The sequence below is a fragment of the Ruegeria sp. YTSA072 genome, from assembly GCF_059610285.1.
This window is the reverse complement of record NZ_JBXWNI010000012.1, coordinates 45,070-62,804: the sequence shown is the minus strand read 5'-3', so window position 1 is coordinate 62,804 and position 17,735 is coordinate 45,070. Positions and strand designations below refer to the sequence as shown.

Sequence of the window (17,735 nt, the reverse complement as noted above, 5' to 3'; positions counted from 1 at the left end):
CACACAGAATGATCCGCTCAGGACCGAAACTACAAAAATTTTCTGCTCGAAATATAAAGATGATACTCAGATAAGCGTTTTCAATCAATTACGTCTGAGGATTTCGTGAACCACGTGTCATTTCGGTAATGTGTCCCAATGCGAGCGAGGCCAGAATGCACGCCGTAAACAGGTAAAGACCCCACGCGGTCTCAACGGTGGCGTAAGAGATTCCCTTGGCCAGCGTGATGTAAAGCGCGATGAGGAAAATGTCGGCCATGGCCAGTTTCCCGAGGATGTTGAGTGCGGGTTGGACGCGTGGGTCCAGCATGTCCCATTGGATCAGGGCGGTACCGATTGATTTGATATAGGGCGCAAACAGGGCGAAGATGGTGACGATCAGTGCCAGAAAGACGTCTGATTTCCACAGCGACTGCAGGCCGGTGATGACGCTGATCTCGCTGAGGCCGAAGATCGGCAGGAACCCCGCGCGCATCAGCGGCGCGAACCACGCGATGGGGTAGAGGATCAGGAGCGAGAGGGTAGCGAGGCGTAGCATGGCTTCATATTTTTTGGGTAACAACGAATAGTAGTCCAATCAGAAAACTCGCGAAATCGAGTTTCCATGGTCGGCCTGTCCAGTCGTGCAAGAATTGCTTACGTAAAAACAGCCCTAATCCGAAAAAGGAAAAACCTAGTGCAAAATTTAGCGCTGGGATCTGAGCATTCCTTACCCAGACCAAACCAAAGTACGCCATCGCAATAAGAAAAACCGTGAGCAGCGACAATAGGACGGGGTTCTTAGTTTTGACCACTTTGTCTGGAGCCTCTCCAGCGCCCCAACCGAATTGCTGGTGGTGAATGTGCGCTTGGGCTTGGGCGTATTTGACTTTTGAAGCGAGAGACTTTCCAAATGCAGGAAAGGCGCCTGATGTTGAAACCCCCAAACCAGTTAAATAGGCGAGGCCTAAAAGCCTTACAATGTTCGAAACCTCAAGAATGCTCGAGCTACTTATCACCGCACCGCCTCAATCGGCCCTTCCGCACTCCCGCTGATAAACTGCTCGACATAAGGATCGCCCGAGGCATCCATCTGGCTAACCGGGCCGGTCCATTGGATGACGCCTCCGTGCAGCATGGCCACGTTGTCGGCAATCGCGCGGACCGAGCTCATGTCGTGAGTGATGGTCATCGCGGTAGCGCCCATCTCGGTCACGATCTCGCGGATCAGATCGTTGATGACGCCGGACATGATCGGATCCAGGCCGGTGGTGGGTTCGTCGAAAAAGATGATCTCGGGCTCGGCGGCGATGGCACGGGCAAGGCCCACGCGCTTCTGCATTCCGCCGGACAGTTCCGACGGAAAGCGGTCGGCGACATCGGATTTAAGGCCCACTCGGCGCAGTTTCTCGATAGCGATCTCACGCGCGTATTCAGCAGGTCGCTTCAACGGGCCACGCAGCAGACGGAAGGAAACGTTTTGCCAGACGGGCAGGGAATCGAACAGTGCCGCGCCCTGAAACAGCATACCGAAGCGGGCCAGAAATTTATCACGATCGCCCTTGGCCGCGTCTTTGCCGTTCACGTAGATCATGCCGCTGTCGGGTTTGATCAGGCCCAGAATGCACTTCAGCGCCACGGACTTGCCGGTGCCTGAACCACCGATGATGACCATCGAGGTGCCCTTGGGGATCTCAAGGCTCATGCTCTGCAGAACCTGATTGTCGCCAAAGGCTTTTGCTACGTTCTCCATCCTGATCATACCGAGAAGAACACCCCTGTGAGAATGAAGTTGGCGGCCAGGATCATGATCGCGGCGGATTCGACCGATGACTTGGTCGCTCGGCCAACGCCTTGCGCACCCCGGCCCGAGTTCATGCCGTAATAACAGCCCATGATGGCTGCGATCAGGCCGAAGGCTGCGCCTTTGACCAGCGATGACACGATGTCTTTGGTTTCAAGGAAATTGACCGTGTTTTGCAGGTACGTTGCCGCATTGAAGCCCAGATTCTGGGTCGCAACCACATAGCCGCCTGCGATGCCGATGATATCTCCGATCCCGACCAGCAACGGCACGGTGATGAGTGCGGCCAGAACCCGCGGCGCGGTTAGGTATTTCATCGGGTGGGTCGACAGGGTGACCAGCGCGTCAATCTGCTCGGTCACTTTCATCGTAGCGATTTCTGCTGCAATGGATGAGGTTACGCGCGCGGCGATCATCAGGCCAACCAGCACCGGCCCAAGCTCGCGTACCATGCCGATGGCGACGATCTGGGGTACCACGGCCTCGGCGTTGAAACGCGCGCCGCCCGCATAGATTTGCAAGGCCAGCGCACCACCAGTGAAGATTGCGGTCAGGCCAACAACCGGCAGTGACAGCCAGCCTACATTCATCAGGGCAACGGCAAATTCGCGCGGATAGTAGGGTGGCCGAAAGATGTGTGAGATCGCGTCCAGCGCGAAAATTCCCACCTTGCCAAAGTTGGCAAGCATGGACAGGACAGCACGGCCCAGCCCACCCAGCGCGGCCAAGGGATTCATTCCACATATCCCCGGGAATAACGCGCGCCCAGTGACGTCAGGATTTCATATCCGATGGTGCTTGCGGCTTCGGCCAGGTCGTCGACTGTTTGGTGTCCGTTCAGGATGCGTAGGCGTTCAGGATCTTCGGACAGATCGGTGACGTCGACCGTAATCAGGTCCATCGAAATGCGTCCGACAACCGGGCAGGGCTGGTTGCCAAAAAACACGTCGATCCCACCACCGATGGCGCGGTGCAAACCATCAGCGTAACCGGCGGCAACGGTTGCAATGCGAGAGGGACGACGCGCAATCCAGCTGTTGCCGTATCCGACCGTTTCACCGACGTCGACGGGGCGGACTTGGATAACAGGCAGTTCGATCGCGACAACGGGTTTCGCGTCGGCAAAGGGCATGCCCCCGTACAGGCCGATGCCGGGGCGGCAGAAGTCAAAGTGGAACTCGGACCCCAACATCGTACCACCCGTAGCAGCCAGAGAACGGGGGGCAGTCACGCCATCTGTCATCTCGCGGAAGGATTTCAACTGCTGTTGGTTCATCGGGTTATTAGGCTCATCCGCGCAGGCCAGATGCGACATAACTACCACCGGATTGTTGGCCTCCATCTCGAGCCGCAGTTCAGCCCAGTCTGCGGGCTCAAGCCCAAGGCGGTTCATGCCACTATCCAATTGAACTCCAAAAGGGCGATCTGGCATTGCCTGCTGGAGCCTCTTATACTGTTCCGGCGAATTGATCAAAGGGATCAGATTATCTGCAAAATGTAGCCCATTGTCCCCTTCCATGAAACCAGAGAACACAAAAATCTGCGGCTCGGGGCCTACCGCCAAGCGCACAGCGGCGCCCTCCTCGGCGGCGGCGACAAAAAATTTGCGAACCCCTTCTTCAGCCAGGGTCGCAGACACCGGACCGGCTCCAAGCCCATAAGCGTCAGCTTTGACAACTGCTCCGGTTTCGACTCTTGTTTTGGCATCCAGTGCCCGCCAATTGCTGGCAAGCGCATGAAGATTGATCGTTAAATGTGCGGTACTCATGGAGTGTTCATGACATTGGATTGCGGCAGGTCAAGGGGGTAAAATGCAATTTTTAAGGAGATTTTGCGAGTGCTGGGCGGCTTCTGGCAGCTATCGCAGGGGTAATGGCGGATTTCCTGACTATTAGGAGTATTACAGTTGCCTCGGTATTGTATCCGCCACGTATTCAACGAACGTTGAATAAGTACATCGTTTACTCTGAGCCAGACGATGAAGTGAGAGGAATTCCATGCTGAAAATCACCTGGGACTACAATGCGTATGGGATCGAACTGCCTGAACTGTTTCGCGACGTATTCACGGCATCTGAGGGGGAAGAGGAGGGAGCCGTGATCGGAGCGCTGGTCAGCGATCTGTTGGAGACGACGCGCAGAGATGACCTGCACGCTGCCATCGCCCATGATGGCCCCCAAGTGCTGGGTTGCATCCTGTTTTCTCGGCTGCGCTTTGACCAAGATCCGCGACAAGTGTTCCTGATGTCGCCGGTTGCCGTGCGTACGGATCGCCAGAAAGCGGGGATAGGGCAGCGACTGATCGCGTTTGGGTTGGACGAGCTGCGCCGTGACAAAGTGGATTTTGTGGTGACTTACGGCGATCCGAACTACTACGGCAAAACCGGGTTTTTTCCGATTTCAGAAAAAGTCGCCCAAGCTCCTCTGCCGTTAAGCCATCCGCACGGGTGGTTGGGGCAATCGTTGACAGGGGCTGAGATGGCGCCGTTCAAGGGGCCATCTCAATGTGTCAGTGCATTCAACAAACCCGAGCTGTGGTGAGGGTTAATAACCCTCAATCTGTCCGTCCTGTTGCCACGGTTTGACCAGATTTCCAAAACGGGTGAACTGCGCCTCGAACGAGAGGTCGACCGTGCCGATGGGACCGTGGCGCTGCTTGCCGACAATGACTTCGGCCTTGCCGTGCAGACGTTCCATGGCCTGCTTCCACTCTTCCATCTTTTCCAGTTCGTGATCGCCGGGCTTTTCGCGTTCCTTGTAGTATTCCTCGCGGTACACGAACATCACCACGTCGGCGTCCTGTTCGATCGAGCCTGATTCCCGCAGGTCGGACAGTTGCGGGCGCTTGTCGTCGCGGTTTTCAACCTGACGCGAAAGCTGGGACAGGGCGATTACCGGAATTTGCAATTCCTTGGCGATGGCTTTCATGCCCATCGAAATCTCGGCAATTTCGTTGACGCGGTTTTCGGCCATACCCCGGCACAGCTGCAGGTAGTCGATAACGAGCAGGTCCAAACCATGTGTCCGCTTCAAACGGCGTGCCCGAGCCGCCAACTGCGAGATCGGCAGGGCAGGCGTGTCATCGATGAAAAGCGGGCAGGCTTCCAGTTCCTTGGCCGCGTCGACAAAGCGGCGGAACTCGGACTCGGTCATGTCACCCTGGCGGATTTTATGGGATGAGATTTCGGAGGCTTCAGCCAGAACCCGGCCGGCCAGCTGTTCCGCACTCATTTCCAATGAGAAAAAGCCAACGACACCGCCGTCAATCGCGCCCTCTGAGCCGTCTGGTTTCAGCCCACGTTTGTACGCCTTGGCCACATTGAATGCCACGTTGGTCGCCAAAGAGGTTTTCCCCATCGACGGACGACCGGCAAGAATGATCAGGTCAGAAGGGTGCAATCCACCCAGTTGTTTGTCCAAGTCGGCCAGACCGGTGGAAATCCCTGCCATGCCACCACCGCGCTGGTACGCTTCGTTGGTGACGTTGACGGCTTCTGTGACCGCCTTGAGGAAGGATTGAAATCCCTGTTCGGTCTGGCCCTGCTCGGATAACTGATAAAGCTGTTGCTCGGCCTCGACGATTTGTTCTTTCGGCTCGCTTGCGACATCAACCCGCGCCGCCTTGTCCGAGATATCCCGACCCAGCCGGATCAGCTCGCGCCGGATTGCCAGATCATAAATCATCTGGGCATAGTCATGCACCGCAAAGGCGCTGATCGATGCGCCCGCCAGTTTGACCAGATAGGCCGGGCCACCCAGTTCCTGTAAGCCCTCATCCTCGGCCATGAAGGATTTTAACGTCACGGGCGAGGCCAGCGCATTCTTGGCGATCCGGGTGGAGGCGACCTCATAAATCCGGGAGTGAACCGGGTCATAGAAATGCTCGGCCCCGATGATTGAGGCGACCCGATCATAAAGATCGTTATTGGTCAGGATCGCACCCAGAAGCTGCTGTTCGGCCTCAATGGAATGCGGCATGGATTCGGCGTTCTGAATCCGAGCTGCTGCCTGCTCGATGCTGCTTATCTCGTTCATTTTGTCCCCGCTGCCCTGCGGCGCTTTCTACACGCTATTTCGGCGTGTCGGCTATCTGGAAATACCTGTGGCTAACTATGGATAAAGCCTTGGGATAACTTTCCTGACAGTTTGGATACCTGTGTATGCGTAGCTTATTATGTAGGAATTGGGGGAAAAGTCACCAGATATCGTGGCCGGTCGACCGATTCTTCTGGGCTTATCCCCAATCTGTCCACAAGAGGTTTACGTGGATTTATTTGCTTCCTGCCAGCCACGCGGGTCCTTCAGGAAGGCTTCGACACCGTCAAGTGTTTCCTGATCAAAGGCTTTCTGCGCTTTGGCCTCGGCCAAAACATCCCACCATGTGCACAGGTGATGCAGTTGGATGCCGTGGTCGCCCAAGGTTTTTTCGGTCTCGGGGAAGATGCCATAGTAGAAGATGACAGCTGTATGCCCGCAGGTGGCACCTGTTTCACGGATCGCATCCACGAAGGACAGCTTGGACCCGCCATCGGTGGTCAGATCCTCGACCAGCAGCACACGCTCTCCTTCGATCATCGCGCCTTCGATACGGGCGTTGCGGCCATAACCCTTTGGCTTTTTGCGCACGTAGGTCATCGGCAGCGCCATACGCTCAGCCACCATGGCGGCGAAGGGGATGCCCGCGGTCTCACCGCCGGCGATATTGTCGAATGCCTCAAACCCGGCATCCCGCATCACGGTGACGGTCAGGAAATCCATCAGGGTCGACCGGATTCGCGGGTAAGAGATCAGCTTGCGGCAGTCGATATAGGTCGGGCTGGGCAAGCCGCTGGCAAGTGTGAAAGGCTCACGCGAATTGAAATGGACGGCCTTGATCTCCAGGAGCATCCGCGCGGTCAGGCGAGCGATTTCGGTGCTATCGGGGAAAGAGCTGGGGATCATGGTGCAACCTCGGGACAAAATGACGTTGCGGGCTGATAGCCTGTCCCCCGTCCCAGAGTCGAGAGGGGTGTGCGCAAAAGAAAAGCGGACCTCACGAAGAGGCCCGCTTTGGCCCTTGCGGGCAAGAGGCAGCCAAGGTGGGCTTAGCTGCTCATGTCATAGGCACGCTCGCCGTGTACCGAAAGATCGAGCCCGTTTGTCTCGGTTTCTGCATCTACGCGAAGCGGGGTGATCAGCGCAACCACCTTGATCAACACAAATGTGACAACTGCCGTAAAGACACCTACGATGACCAGCCCGCCCAACTGCGCGGTCCAGGCACCAAGGCCGAACACAGCGATCATGATGGTGCCAAAGATGCCGCCTACGCCGTGCACCGCGAACACGTCCAGAGTGTCGTCGATTTTCAGCTTATTACGGATGATGTTCACGGCCTCCTGACACAACACGCCTGCTACGGCACCGATGATCAGCGCCTGAACCGGATCGACATATCCCGAGGCTGGGGTGATCGAGGCCAGGCCCGCAATCGTACCTGTAACCAGGCCCACCATCGAGGCTTTGCCGTATTTGATGCGTTCATACAGCGCCCATGTCAGCGATGCGGTTGCGGCTGAGATATGAGTGACTGTTATCGCCATAGCGGCACCGCCATCTGCCGCCAATTGTGAACCGCCATTGAAGCCAAACCAGCCTACCCACAGCATCGCGGCACCGATCATGACATAGCCCGGATTGTGCGGCGGGGTCGTGCGGTTGCGGCGCGGGCCAAGCGCCACGGCGATGATCAGCGCGGCCAGACCTGCGGTTTCATGCACCACGATGCCACCGGCAAAGTCACGCACGCCGATCTCGCCCAGAATGCCGCCATCGGTCAAAATGCCGCCGCCCCAGATCCAGTGAACAACCGGTGCGTAACACAGCAGCATCCACAGGCCCGAGAAGATCATCACAAACCCGTAACCCACACGTTCGACATATGCGCCGATGATGAGGGCGGGGGTGATGATTGCAAAGGTCATCTGGAAGGCAAAGAACAGAACCTCAGGCAGGGTGCCCGACAGGCTGTCGACGTCAACTCCGTTCAGGAAGGCTTTGCCCAGACCGCCCCACAGACCCGATCCGCCGTCACCAAATGCGATCGAATATCCGGCGACCAGCCACAGGATGCTCATCAAACAGGCGATTGAGAAGCAGTGCATGAAAACGCTCAGCACGTTGCGGGCGCGCACGAGGCCGCCATAGAACAGGGCGAGGCCCGGCAATGTCATGAATAGGACCAGTGCAGTTGCAACTATGATCCAGGCGGTATCGGCTCCGTTCATCAGCCGGTCTCCTCTGTGGCGTCTTCAGCTTGCGTAGCTGGCGTTGAAGCGGAGAGAAGGCGGGGAAAAAAGAGGCAGAGGTGGTTTTTGACGCCTGTTTTAAGGGCCTTTTGTGAACCGGTGATTAAATGAGCGCCAAAATGAGTGGAGTGCTAGATTATTAAGCAATTGACGAAAGGCCGTGCGACAACAGGTCCAAGGCATGATCGCGGGCGGTCAGCCGCACCTTGTCACGCCCCAACGCCCCGAATTCCACGGTTTCGGTTATCGTCTTCTGCCCGTCCACTGCCAATCCAAAGCACACGCGGCCTTCGGGTTTGAAATCGGATCCACCTGGACCCGCGATGCCGGTGATGGACACAGTCAATTGCGCGTCTGAATTCCTCAACGCGCCATCGGCCATCTCTTGCGCCACTTCCTCGGACACCGCGCCATGAGTTTCCAGCGTTTCGGGCTGCACACCCAGCATCTGCTGCTTGGCTTCATTGGTGTAAGTGACAAACCCGCGATCCACCACGGCCGAGCTGCCTGGAATATCCGTCAGTGCGGCAGCGACCATGCCGCCAGTGCAGCTTTCGGCTGTCGCGATCATCACGCCTTGCGACTTGGCGCGGTCAAGCAAAGCGGCGACATTCATAGGCCCAGAACACCGTGTGAGATGCCGGCGAGAACCAGAACGCCGATCCCGGCAAAGACGCCGGCGATCACATCGTCCAGCATCACACCCATCGCGTCACCTTTGCGGTCAGCCCAACCCACCGGGCCGAGTTTCGTGATGTCGAACAGGCGAAACAGAAGGAAACCTGCGATCCAGCCGGGCCAAAGGGCTGTGATATCAATTCCATGCGCCCAAGATGGGTAGGAAATGGCCCAAAGCGCGATGAACTGCCCGGCTACTTCGTCGATGACGATTTCGGACGGGTCGTGATCTTCCTGCCCAGCAGTCATCACTTTGGTTGCCCACAGGCCACCGACAAAAACGGCCACAGTGGCGATGACCAACAAGGGAAAACCGCCCAGCGTATGCAAAACCCAGGCCAGAGGCAGGGCGGCCAGAGATCCCCATGTTCCGGGTGCCGGGCGCAGATATCCGACACCGCAAACCGTCCCGATCAATCGCGCGGCGTTCATGACTTCACCAGGCAAGCTGTCGCCAATGAGGCGATGCCTTCGCTTCGCCCGGTAAAACCAAGGCGTTCGGACGTGGTCGCCTTGACCGAAATCTGATCGACGCGCAACCCCATAATGCGCGCTATTTCTGCACGCATCGCGGGTGCGTGCGGACCGATCTTGGGGTATTCGCAGACCAGCGTGCAATCGACATTTGAGATGCTGTAACCCATCTGCTCGGCCAGCTCGACCGCGTGGTGCAGGAATATCTCGCTTGCGGCGCCCTTCCATTGCGGGTCCGTGGGCGGAAAGTGCTGGCCAATATCGCCCTGCGCCAGCGCGCCATAGATTGCATCAGTAACCGCATGCATGCCGACATCCGCATCCGAATGGCCCTGCAGCCCCCGGTCATGCGAAATCTTAACCCCGCACAGGATTACGTGATCTCCGTCACCGAACCGATGCACGTCGTATCCGTTGCCCAGCCTTACATCCATTTCTTTTCCCAATATGCGTTCCGCCCGGGCAAAATCCTCGGGTCTTGTGATTTTGATGTTATCAGCATCGCCTGGCACGATCATCACGTTCATGCCAGCGGCACGGGCGACCTCGACATCGTCCGCCGCGCCGCCAGAATGGGCCGCGTGCGCCGCGACAATCGCGTCATAGCGAAAACCCTGTGGGGTCTGCGCCGCAAAAAGACCCGTCCGGTCCTGCGTTCCGGTCACAGCGGCTTCGTCACCGGTCCAGAGCGCATCTGTAACGGCCAGACCGGGTGCTGCAGCCTCCTGCTTGGTCAGGGCGGTCAGGACGTCCGCAATAGTCTGGCCGCTCACGCAGGGGCGGGCGACGTCGTGAATCAGGACATGTTCGATCCCCAGCCCATCTAATGCATCCAGCCCGTTCCGTACCGACCCGGCACGATCGCTGCCACCTTTTGCCAGCAGCAGATCAGAGCCTAAAAACTCGTCCCAAGCGGTCTGATCATCCTCGGACAGCACCAGAACAATATGATCGACCTGATGGCGAAACCGGTCGATGGTCCAATCCGCAACTCTGCGTCCGGCCAATGGTCGCCATTGCTTGGGAATGCCGCCTCCGGCGCGCAACCCGCGTCCTGCGGCGACGATGATGGCGGCGGTGGTCATTGGGCGAATTCTCCGATGATTTGAGCGCAGTGTTTAAGCTGCGGTGAATGTAGAGGCAATCACCCGCGTCAAGTTGCTTAAAAAATAGGCAAGTGGTGATTTTGCAAGCTTGTTTCCTGCCGTTTTGTTGTTCATATGCGCCGAATTCGATATCTAAGACGCAACTGCCCAAGGATTAAGCACGTTGACCCTGCACCTCGCCGACAAAACCTTAAATCCGCCGGTCATGCTGGCCCCGATGGCCGGGATCACCGATCGACCGTTCCGCGATCTGGTGATGCGCTTTGGCGCGGGCATGGTCGTCAGCGAAATGGTCGCTAGTCAGGAAATGGTGCAGGCCAAACCGGGCGTGCGGGAACGGGCCGAGCTGTCTGCTGACGTTGAAAACACCGCTGTTCAACTTGCAGGGCGCGAGGCGCATTGGATGGCCGAGGCTGCGCGTCAGGTGGCCGATCGCGGGGCGCGGGTGATCGATATCAATATGGGCTGCCCGGCAAAGAAGGTGACGAATGGCTATTCCGGTTCGGCGCTGCTTAAGACGCCGGATCACGCGCTGACGCTGATTGAGGCCGTGGTCGAGGCTGTCGACATTCCGGTCACTCTGAAAACTCGTCTGGGTTGGGACGACAACTTGCTGAACGCACCGGATGTGGCGCGCCGGGCGCAAGGTGCGGGCATCCAACTGATCACAATCCACGGGCGGACGCGGTGCCAGTTCTACAAAGGACGCGCGGACTGGCAAGCGATCCGTGCGGTGAAAGAGTCGGTCTCGATCCCCGTCATCGCGAACGGGGATATCGTAGATACTGATGCAGCGCGCACGGCTTTGGACCACTCAGGCGCCGATGGCGTCATGGTTGGACGCGGGGCACAGGGTAAGCCATGGCTGCTGGCCCAGATGTGCCACGATTTATATGGCGCACAAGCGCCGGTCATCCCCGCTAATGGCGACCTGATCGACATGGTGCGCGGTCATTATGAGGCGATGCTGGACTTTTACGGCACCGATCTGGGGCTGCGCGTGGCACGTAAACATCTTGGCTGGTACATGGATGAGGCCGCGACCCCGGCAACCTTGCGCCGTGCGGTTTTGACCTCGCGGGATACAGCCGAGGTGCTGCGTCTGTTGGGCGATGCCCTGCACGGCGACGCAGAGGCAGCAGCATGACCTCGGACCAGAACATCTGGGCATCGCTGCCGGTTCCGGCTTTCATCATTGATGCCGATGACCGGATCACAGATGTGAATTCCGCCGGGGAGGGGTTCCTGAATGCGTCCCGCAATGCAGTCATCGGTCACCCGGTCTGGGACCAGATCGCCGTGGATGCCCCACTGGAAGAAGCGTTTTTGCGCGCACGCCAACAGGGCACACCGCTTTTCGTGAACGATGTGGATGTGGGGTCAGGCAATCGGGCGCCGCTGCAATGCGCTTTGCAAATTGCGCCGCTGCTTGGGCATCCGGGGTCGATGATCATGACCATGTCCCCACGCGAACTGGCGGGGCGGATGACACGGGGCAACACGGTAAAATCTGCGGCGCAATCGGCGATTGGCATGGCGGAAATGCTGGCACATGAAATCAAGAACCCATTGGCGGGGATCACCGGGGCTGCGCAGCTTCTGAGCATGAATATCAGCCAGCAAGACCTTGAACTTACAGATCTTATCGTTGCTGAAAGCCGCCGAATAGTGAAGCTTTTGGAGCAGGTCGAGCAGTTTGGAAACCTGACCCAGCCAGATTTCAAACCGGTCAATATCCATGACGTTCTGGACCGTGCGCGGCGCTCGGCGCTGTTAGGTTTTGGCGCGCATATGACGATTATCGAGGATTACGACCCCTCGCTGCCGCTGGCCTATGGAGACCCGGATCAACTTTTGCAGGTCGTACTGAACCTGCTCAAGAATGCATCCGAGGCGTCCCCCAAAGGCGGGACAATCCGCCTGCGGACGTATTTCGAACATTCCTTCCGCCTGCGCCGCAGCGACGGTTCGGGGCATTCTTTGCCCCTGCAGATCGAAATCATCGATGACGGCCCGGGGCTGCCGGACAAGATCCGCAGCGACATTTTCGATCCGTTTGTGTCGGGCAGGGAAAACGGCACCGGTCTTGGGCTGGCGCTGGTCAGTAAAATCATCTCGGACCACGACGGCTGGATCTTGGCTGAGTCGGTTCCGGGACACACCGTATTCCGCCTGTCCCTCAGACGCGCGCCGCGCGACGGGACCTGAGATGGACAACCGGGCAGAGATAGTAAGGAGAGCACCTGATGGATGGCACAGTACTGGTCGCAGATGACGATCGCACAATCCGAACCGTACTGACTCAGGCCCTGACGCGGGCCGGGTGCAAGGTTCATGCGACATCCTCGCTGACCACCCTGATGCGCTGGGTCGGCGAGGGCAAAGGAGACGTTGTAATCTCGGACGTGGTTATGCCGGATGGCAACGGGCTGGAGATGTTGCCCAAGATCGCGCAGGATCGTCCGGGGCTGCCGGTCATCGTGATCTCGGCGCAGAACACGATTATGACCGCCATTCAAGCGGCCGAGGCGGATGCATATGACTATCTGCCCAAACCCTTTGATCTGCCAGACCTGATGAAGCGGACCGCACGGGCCTTGGAGCAAAAGCAACGCGTGCAGGCGGATGCGGTCGTACCTGCCGAAGACTGTCCTGAGGAGCTGCCGCTGGTCGGGCGCACTCCGGGGATGCAGGCGCTGTATCGCCTTGTGGCACGTGTGATGAATACCGATCTTTCTGTCATGATTTCCGGTGAAAGTGGCACCGGCAAGTCCTTGATAGCGCGAGCTATTCATGATTTTTCGGACCGGCGCACGCTGCCCTTCGTCACTGCGACCGCTGGTGATCTGCGTGACCTCGAGGGACCTGCGCGCATTATGGCCAGGGTACGGGGCGGCACCCTGTTGATCGACGAGATCGCTGATATCGAAGATGAGGTCCAGGCACGTATTGTCCGGATGATGGACACGCCCGGCGATCATCTTCCGCGTTTTATGGCGACCAGCCAATCGGACCTGACCGAAGCGATGGAAAGCGGGCGGGTGCGTCAGGATCTGTATTATCGACTGTGCGGTGCGACGATCCACGTGCCAGCGCTGCGCGAGCGGGTGGACGATATCACCCTGCTGGTTGATCACTTCCTTGCCCGCGAAGAACGGGAGAATGGAACAAAGCGCTGGCTCAGCTCCGAGGCCGTAGAACTGGTCCGAAGGTATTCCTGGCCCGGTAATGTACGACAGTTGGAAAACGCGATCCGACGTTTAAGCCTGACCAGCCGGGTCGAAGAAATATCGAAAGCCGAGGTTGAGATGGTTTTGGGCAGTCAGCCCGAAGCGGAACCGATTCTTGGTGACGGCGAAAGGGAGAAACTCTCGGCCTCTGTGGCCCGTCATTTGCGTCGCTATTTCGATCTGCACGGCAATTTGTTGCCACCTCCGGGCCTGTATCAGCGCATCCTGCGCGAGGTTGAGGGCCCCTTGATCGAGCAGGCACTGGACGCAACCGGCGGAAATCAGGCGAAATGTGCGGATTTGCTAGGGATCAACAGGAATACGCTGCGCAAAAAAATCACCGATCTCGATATTCAGGTGACACGCCGACGCAAACTGATGTAATATCGCCACACAAAGCGTGGCATCCGGGTACAAGCCCGGCAACGACCACGAGATATGGCGGTACGCCGCGTAAGCGGCACATCAGGATGAGGGCAGACGGTGGCAACCCGAGCACAGAGCGGGCTGATCCTATCGATTGATCGGTGGCGGAAATCCCGAAAGCTGCGCAATTTTAGCACCTTGGGGCTGGTCCTTCTGGGGCCAATTCTGGCGTTGGCCACGTATCTGGTCATCGGTCCGTTTGATTTAGGTTCGGCAGCGCCCACGCTGCGGCTGATTCTGCTGGCGGATCTGGTCTATGTGCTGGTCGTTGCAGCACTTGTTCTGGGGCAGGTGTTCAGCCTGATCGCTGCACGCCGGGCAAAATCTGCCGGGTCTCGTCTGCACCTGCGGCTGATCGGTGCGTTCACCTTGCTGGCGCTGGTGCCGACAGTGACCGTCGCGATCTTTGCCGGCCTTACGGTGAATATCGGGCTTGAGGGATGGTTTTCGGATCGGGTCCGTCAGGTTGTCGGATCATCCCTGTCGGCGGCCGAGGCCTATGAGCTTGAACACCGCAGCGGCCTGACACAGGACGCTATCGTTCTTTCCCGATTCCTCGACAATGCGCGAACGCTGGACTTCTACATCTCGGACGCAGAACTGCGCGAGGTTCTGGCACAGGGACAATCGCAGATTCAGCGGGGCTTGCGCGAGGCCTATGTCATTGATGGCAGTGGAGAAATTAAATCCCGTGGCGACCGGTCCTACTTGTTCAACTATGAACCACCGACACCGGAGCAGATGGTTGAAGCAACCGACAGCGGCCTTCTGATCATTGCAGATTGGCAAAACAACGAGTTCCGCGCGCTGGCGCCGTTGCAGGCTTATCTGGACCGGTATCTCTATGTTAGCCGAGAGGTGGATGGCGAACTGCTGAAATTGCTGGATGACACCAAGGAAACGGTTCAGTTCTACCAACAGCTTGAAAGTGAAAGGGGCCGGGTTCTTTTTGAGTTCGGGCTCCTGTACCTAGGCTTTGCGGTCATCTTGATCCTTGCCGCGATGTCGTTGGGGATGTGGTTCGCTGAACGCCTGTCGCGCCCGGTTGGCCGTCTGACTACAGCCGCACAAAGGGTCGGCGCCGGGGATCTGAGCGTTCAGGTCATCGAAGAGGCCAGCGATGACGAAATCGCCATGTTAGGTCGTTATTTCAATCAGATGACGCGGCAACTTAAAGGGCAGCGAGAAACGTTGTTGGAAAACACGCGTCAAATTGAGCGCCGCCGCCGCCTGTTCGATTCTGTACTGAGCTCGGTGACGTCCGGTGTGGTCGGCGTCGATTCGGATGGATGCGTCACATTCGTGAACCGTTCAGCCGAGCGTCTTCTGGATTGGTCGCGCGGTGAAGAACAATTGGCCATCGGAATCGCGGTCCCCGAATTCCTTCCCTTATTCGAAAATCTGAAAGGCAGCGGTCAAGAGGCCGTGCAGGGTGAGGTTAAGGTCACGCGTAAGGGGCGGTTGGAAAACTTGCTGGTGCGAATGGCGATCCGGCGCGGCGAGGATGGAGGGCTGGAGGGCTACGTGGTGGCCTTCGATGATGTGACCGATCTGGTCAGCGCACAGCGTATGGCGGCCTGGGGCGATGTGGCCCGCCGTATTGCTCATGAGATCAAGAACCCGTTGACGCCCATCCAGCTCAGCGCGGAACGGATCAAGCGCAAATTCTCGCGCAAACTGGACGAAGAGGATTGTGACAGCCTTGTATCCATGACCGATGTGATCGTTCGGCAAACCAACGATCTGCGGCGGATCGTGGACGAGTTCTCAAAATTCGCGCGGATGCCTGAACCCGATCGGCATGAGGAAGACGTCGTCGGCTTGGTGCGCGAAGCTGTTCTGTTGCAGCAAGCCGGACAGCCGGATGTGCAGATCGACGCGACCCTGCCGGAAAAGCCCATCCTGGCGGATGTGGACGCGACGATGTTGAACCAGGCGTTGACAAATTTGATAAAGAACGCGGGAGAGGCCATCGAAACACTTAAGAAAAAAGGTCCGCCAGAAAATTTGAAGCCACAGATCGAAGTGGACATTTCCAACGATGATGCGGGGACGGTCATTACAATAGCGGACAATGGCATAGGGCTGCCCGAAGATCGGGCGCGGTTGTTTGAACCCTATGTCACTACACGCGACGAGGGCACGGGTCTGGGCCTGCCCATAGTCAAGAAGATCATAGAAGAACATGGCGGAGCGCTGACTTTGGAAGACGCGCCCGTATTCGACGGACAGGACCATTTCGGTGCGATGGCCGTGATCCGTTTGCCGGGGGGCAAAATTTCCCAGACTGGAGCGCCACAAAAGCAGGCAATTCATACTAACAAACTGAAAGCAGGCCAAAGATGAGCGACATTCTGATCGTAGATGACGAACGCGATATTCGCGAACTGGTGTCCGACATTCTGGAGGACGAAGGCTATTCAACCCGGCTGGCGGCAAACTCGGATGAGTGTATGTCGTCGATCAATTCCGAGCCACCGGGACTGTTGATCCTTGATATCTGGCTGAAAGACAGCCGCATGGACGGGATCGATATCCTGAAGTCGGTTAAACGCGACAACCCTGATGTGCCGGTGGTGATCATTTCCGGTCACGGCAACATCGAGATTGCTGTGGCGGCCATCAAGCAGGGCGCTTACGATTTTATCGAAAAGCCCTTTAACATTGATCAGTTGATGGTCGTGATCCGCCGCGCCATGGAGACCTCGCGCTTGCGCCGCGAGAATGCCTCGCTCAAGCGGCGTGAGGTCACCAACTCGGACATGATCGGCAAATCAGCCTCGTTCCGGGCAATGCAGAGCCAGCTGGACAAGGTCACCAAGTCGAACGGCCGCGTGATGTTGAGCGGGCCAGCTGGGTCGGGCAAAGAGATTGCCGCGCGTTACATCCACGCCCATTCCAACCGCGCCAACGCTCCTTTCGTCACCGTTAACTGCGCAGGGATTGAGCCTGAACGCGTCGAAGAGGTGCTATTCGGGCGCGAGTCATCGGAACGCGGGATCGAATCCGGCTTGTTGGAAGAGGCCCATGGCGGAGTGATCTATTTTGACGAAGTGGCGGACATGCCCTTGGGTACGCAATCTAAGATTCTACGGGTCCTGGTCGACCAGCAATTCCAGCGGGTAGGCGGGTCTGACAAGGTACGAGTGGACCTGAGGGTCATCTCGTCGACAAATCGCGATCTTGATGCTGAAATCGAAGCTGACCGGTTCCGCGAAGAGCTGTATCACCGCCTGAACGTCGTTCCGATCGCCGTGCCTTCGATGGAGGACCGGCGCGAGGATATTCCGGTTCTGGCACAGCATTTCATTGAAATGTGCAACGAATCCCAAGGCTTGCCAATTCGCGAGATCTCGGAAGAGGCGGTGGCATTGTTGCAAACCATGACCTGGCCCGGCAATGTTCGGCAGCTGAAGAACCTGATCGAGCGTGTCCTGATCCTGGGCGATGGAACAGGTCCAATCGAAGCCCGCGAATTGCCAACCGAAGAAGAGAAAACCGACGACTCGGGTCGCGTGGTTTTGTCTGGTGCACTGGCAACCCTGCCGCTGCGCGAAGCGCGCGAGGCGTTCGAGCGTGAGTACCTGTTGACCCAGATCAACCGTTTCGGTGGCAATATCAGCCGAACCGCCAGCTTTGTTGGCATGGAGCGCAGCGCGCTGCACCGCAAGCTCAAATCGCTTGGTGTTGTGACCTCGAACAAATCCGGGGCACGGGTGGCGCAAATCGACGAACCGGAACCGGCGGAATAA

The 17,735-nt window shown here is 57.8% G+C and carries 17 protein-coding genes; 6 read left to right on the top strand and 11 right to left on the bottom strand.

Annotation, left to right across the window (positions count from 1 at the left end):
* Nucleotides 1-88: 88 nt before the first annotated feature.
* The 5 genes from AC2FIB_RS17745 to alr are packed head-to-tail and all read right to left on the bottom strand — an operon-like array spanning nucleotide 89 to nucleotide 3,551.
* A complete protein-coding gene (locus AC2FIB_RS17745) occupies nucleotides 89-538 on the bottom strand; it encodes a paraquat-inducible protein A (protein ID WP_496842532.1) in 450 nt (149 codons plus the stop codon).
* A gap of 4 nt (nucleotides 539-542) precedes the next feature.
* Nucleotides 543-998, bottom strand: a complete 456-nt coding sequence (locus AC2FIB_RS17740) for a hypothetical protein (RefSeq protein ID WP_496733478.1) — start codon at nucleotides 996-998, stop codon at nucleotides 543-545.
* Nucleotides 995-1,741 (bottom strand): ABC transporter ATP-binding protein, encoded by a 747-nt coding sequence (locus tag AC2FIB_RS17735; RefSeq protein ID WP_108858454.1) that lies wholly within the window; start codon nucleotides 1,739-1,741, stop codon nucleotides 995-997. The genes AC2FIB_RS17740 and AC2FIB_RS17735 overlap by 4 nt, the downstream gene beginning before the upstream one ends.
* The gene (locus tag AC2FIB_RS17730) at nucleotides 1,738-2,520 is read right to left on the bottom strand and encodes an MlaE family ABC transporter permease (RefSeq protein ID WP_496721682.1); all 783 of its coding nucleotides are present in this window, start codon (nucleotides 2,518-2,520) and stop codon (nucleotides 1,738-1,740) included. The genes AC2FIB_RS17735 and AC2FIB_RS17730 overlap by 4 nt, the downstream gene beginning before the upstream one ends.
* Nucleotides 2,517-3,551, bottom strand: coding sequence for an alanine racemase (gene alr / locus AC2FIB_RS17725; RefSeq protein ID WP_496733476.1), 1,035 nt, complete (start codon nucleotides 3,549-3,551; stop codon nucleotides 2,517-2,519). Before alr ends, AC2FIB_RS17730 begins: the two co-directional genes overlap by 4 nt.
* A 229-nt stretch (nucleotides 3,552-3,780) precedes the next feature.
* Between alr and AC2FIB_RS17720 the strand changes: the two genes are divergently transcribed.
* Nucleotides 3,781-4,323: a GNAT family N-acetyltransferase gene (locus AC2FIB_RS17720; protein WP_496733475.1), complete on the top strand. Its 543-nt coding sequence runs from the start codon at nucleotides 3,781-3,783 to the stop codon at nucleotides 4,321-4,323.
* A 3-nt stretch (nucleotides 4,324-4,326) separates the two neighbouring features.
* On the opposite strand, the gene AC2FIB_RS17715 is transcribed toward AC2FIB_RS17720, so the two are convergent.
* The 6 genes from AC2FIB_RS17715 to AC2FIB_RS17690 all read right to left on the bottom strand — a co-directional run bounded on the left by AC2FIB_RS17715 (nucleotide 4,327) and on the right by AC2FIB_RS17690 (nucleotide 10,306).
* Complete coding sequence (locus AC2FIB_RS17715; RefSeq protein WP_496842530.1) at nucleotides 4,327-5,817, bottom strand: replicative DNA helicase; 1,491 nt, start codon at nucleotides 5,815-5,817, stop codon at nucleotides 4,327-4,329.
* Between the two features lie 225 nt (nucleotides 5,818-6,042).
* Nucleotides 6,043-6,723 (bottom strand): orotate phosphoribosyltransferase, encoded by a 681-nt coding sequence (locus AC2FIB_RS17710; RefSeq protein WP_496842529.1) that lies wholly within the window; start codon nucleotides 6,721-6,723, stop codon nucleotides 6,043-6,045.
* 143 nt (nucleotides 6,724-6,866) lie between these two features.
* Nucleotides 6,867-8,048 (bottom strand): ammonium transporter, encoded by a 1,182-nt coding sequence (locus tag AC2FIB_RS17705; RefSeq protein ID WP_496733473.1) that lies wholly within the window; start codon nucleotides 8,046-8,048, stop codon nucleotides 6,867-6,869.
* 160 nt (nucleotides 8,049-8,208) lie between these two features.
* A complete protein-coding gene (locus AC2FIB_RS17700) occupies nucleotides 8,209-8,685 on the bottom strand; it encodes a CinA family protein (protein WP_496733472.1) in 477 nt (158 codons plus the stop codon).
* Nucleotides 8,682-9,179 carry a phosphatidylglycerophosphatase A family protein gene (locus AC2FIB_RS17695; RefSeq protein ID WP_472723883.1) on the bottom strand — a complete coding sequence of 166 codons (498 nt, stop codon included), beginning with the start codon at nucleotides 9,177-9,179 and terminating at the stop codon, nucleotides 8,682-8,684. The genes AC2FIB_RS17700 and AC2FIB_RS17695 overlap by 4 nt, the downstream gene beginning before the upstream one ends.
* The gene (locus AC2FIB_RS17690) at nucleotides 9,176-10,306 is read right to left on the bottom strand and encodes a bifunctional 2-C-methyl-D-erythritol 4-phosphate cytidylyltransferase/2-C-methyl-D-erythritol 2,4-cyclodiphosphate synthase (RefSeq protein ID WP_496842528.1); all 1,131 of its coding nucleotides are present in this window, start codon (nucleotides 10,304-10,306) and stop codon (nucleotides 9,176-9,178) included. The genes AC2FIB_RS17695 and AC2FIB_RS17690 overlap by 4 nt, the downstream gene beginning before the upstream one ends.
* Before the next feature lie 184 nt (nucleotides 10,307-10,490).
* On the opposite strand from AC2FIB_RS17690, the gene dusB reads away from it, so the two are divergent.
* The 5 genes from dusB (at nucleotide 10,491) to ntrX (ending at nucleotide 17,735) form a co-directional block, all read left to right on the top strand.
* Nucleotides 10,491-11,474 (top strand): tRNA dihydrouridine synthase DusB, encoded by a 984-nt coding sequence (gene dusB / locus AC2FIB_RS17685; protein WP_496842527.1) that lies wholly within the window; start codon nucleotides 10,491-10,493, stop codon nucleotides 11,472-11,474.
* Nucleotides 11,471-12,535 carry a two-component system sensor histidine kinase NtrB gene (locus tag AC2FIB_RS17680; protein WP_496733467.1) on the top strand — a complete coding sequence of 355 codons (1,065 nt, stop codon included), beginning with the start codon at nucleotides 11,471-11,473 and terminating at the stop codon, nucleotides 12,533-12,535. The genes dusB and AC2FIB_RS17680 overlap by 4 nt, the downstream gene beginning before the upstream one ends.
* 38 nt (nucleotides 12,536-12,573) lie before the next feature.
* Entirely contained in the window at nucleotides 12,574-13,941 is a 1,368-nt protein-coding gene (locus tag AC2FIB_RS17675; RefSeq protein WP_496733466.1) for a response regulator, read from the top strand.
* Between the two features lie 99 nt (nucleotides 13,942-14,040).
* Nucleotides 14,041-16,329: a sensor histidine kinase NtrY-like gene (locus AC2FIB_RS17670; RefSeq protein WP_496733464.1), complete on the top strand. Its 2,289-nt coding sequence runs from the start codon at nucleotides 14,041-14,043 to the stop codon at nucleotides 16,327-16,329.
* Nucleotides 16,326-17,735, top strand: a complete 1,410-nt coding sequence (ntrX, locus tag AC2FIB_RS17665; RefSeq protein WP_282118298.1) for a nitrogen assimilation response regulator NtrX — start codon at nucleotides 16,326-16,328, stop codon at nucleotides 17,733-17,735. The genes AC2FIB_RS17670 and ntrX overlap by 4 nt, the downstream gene beginning before the upstream one ends.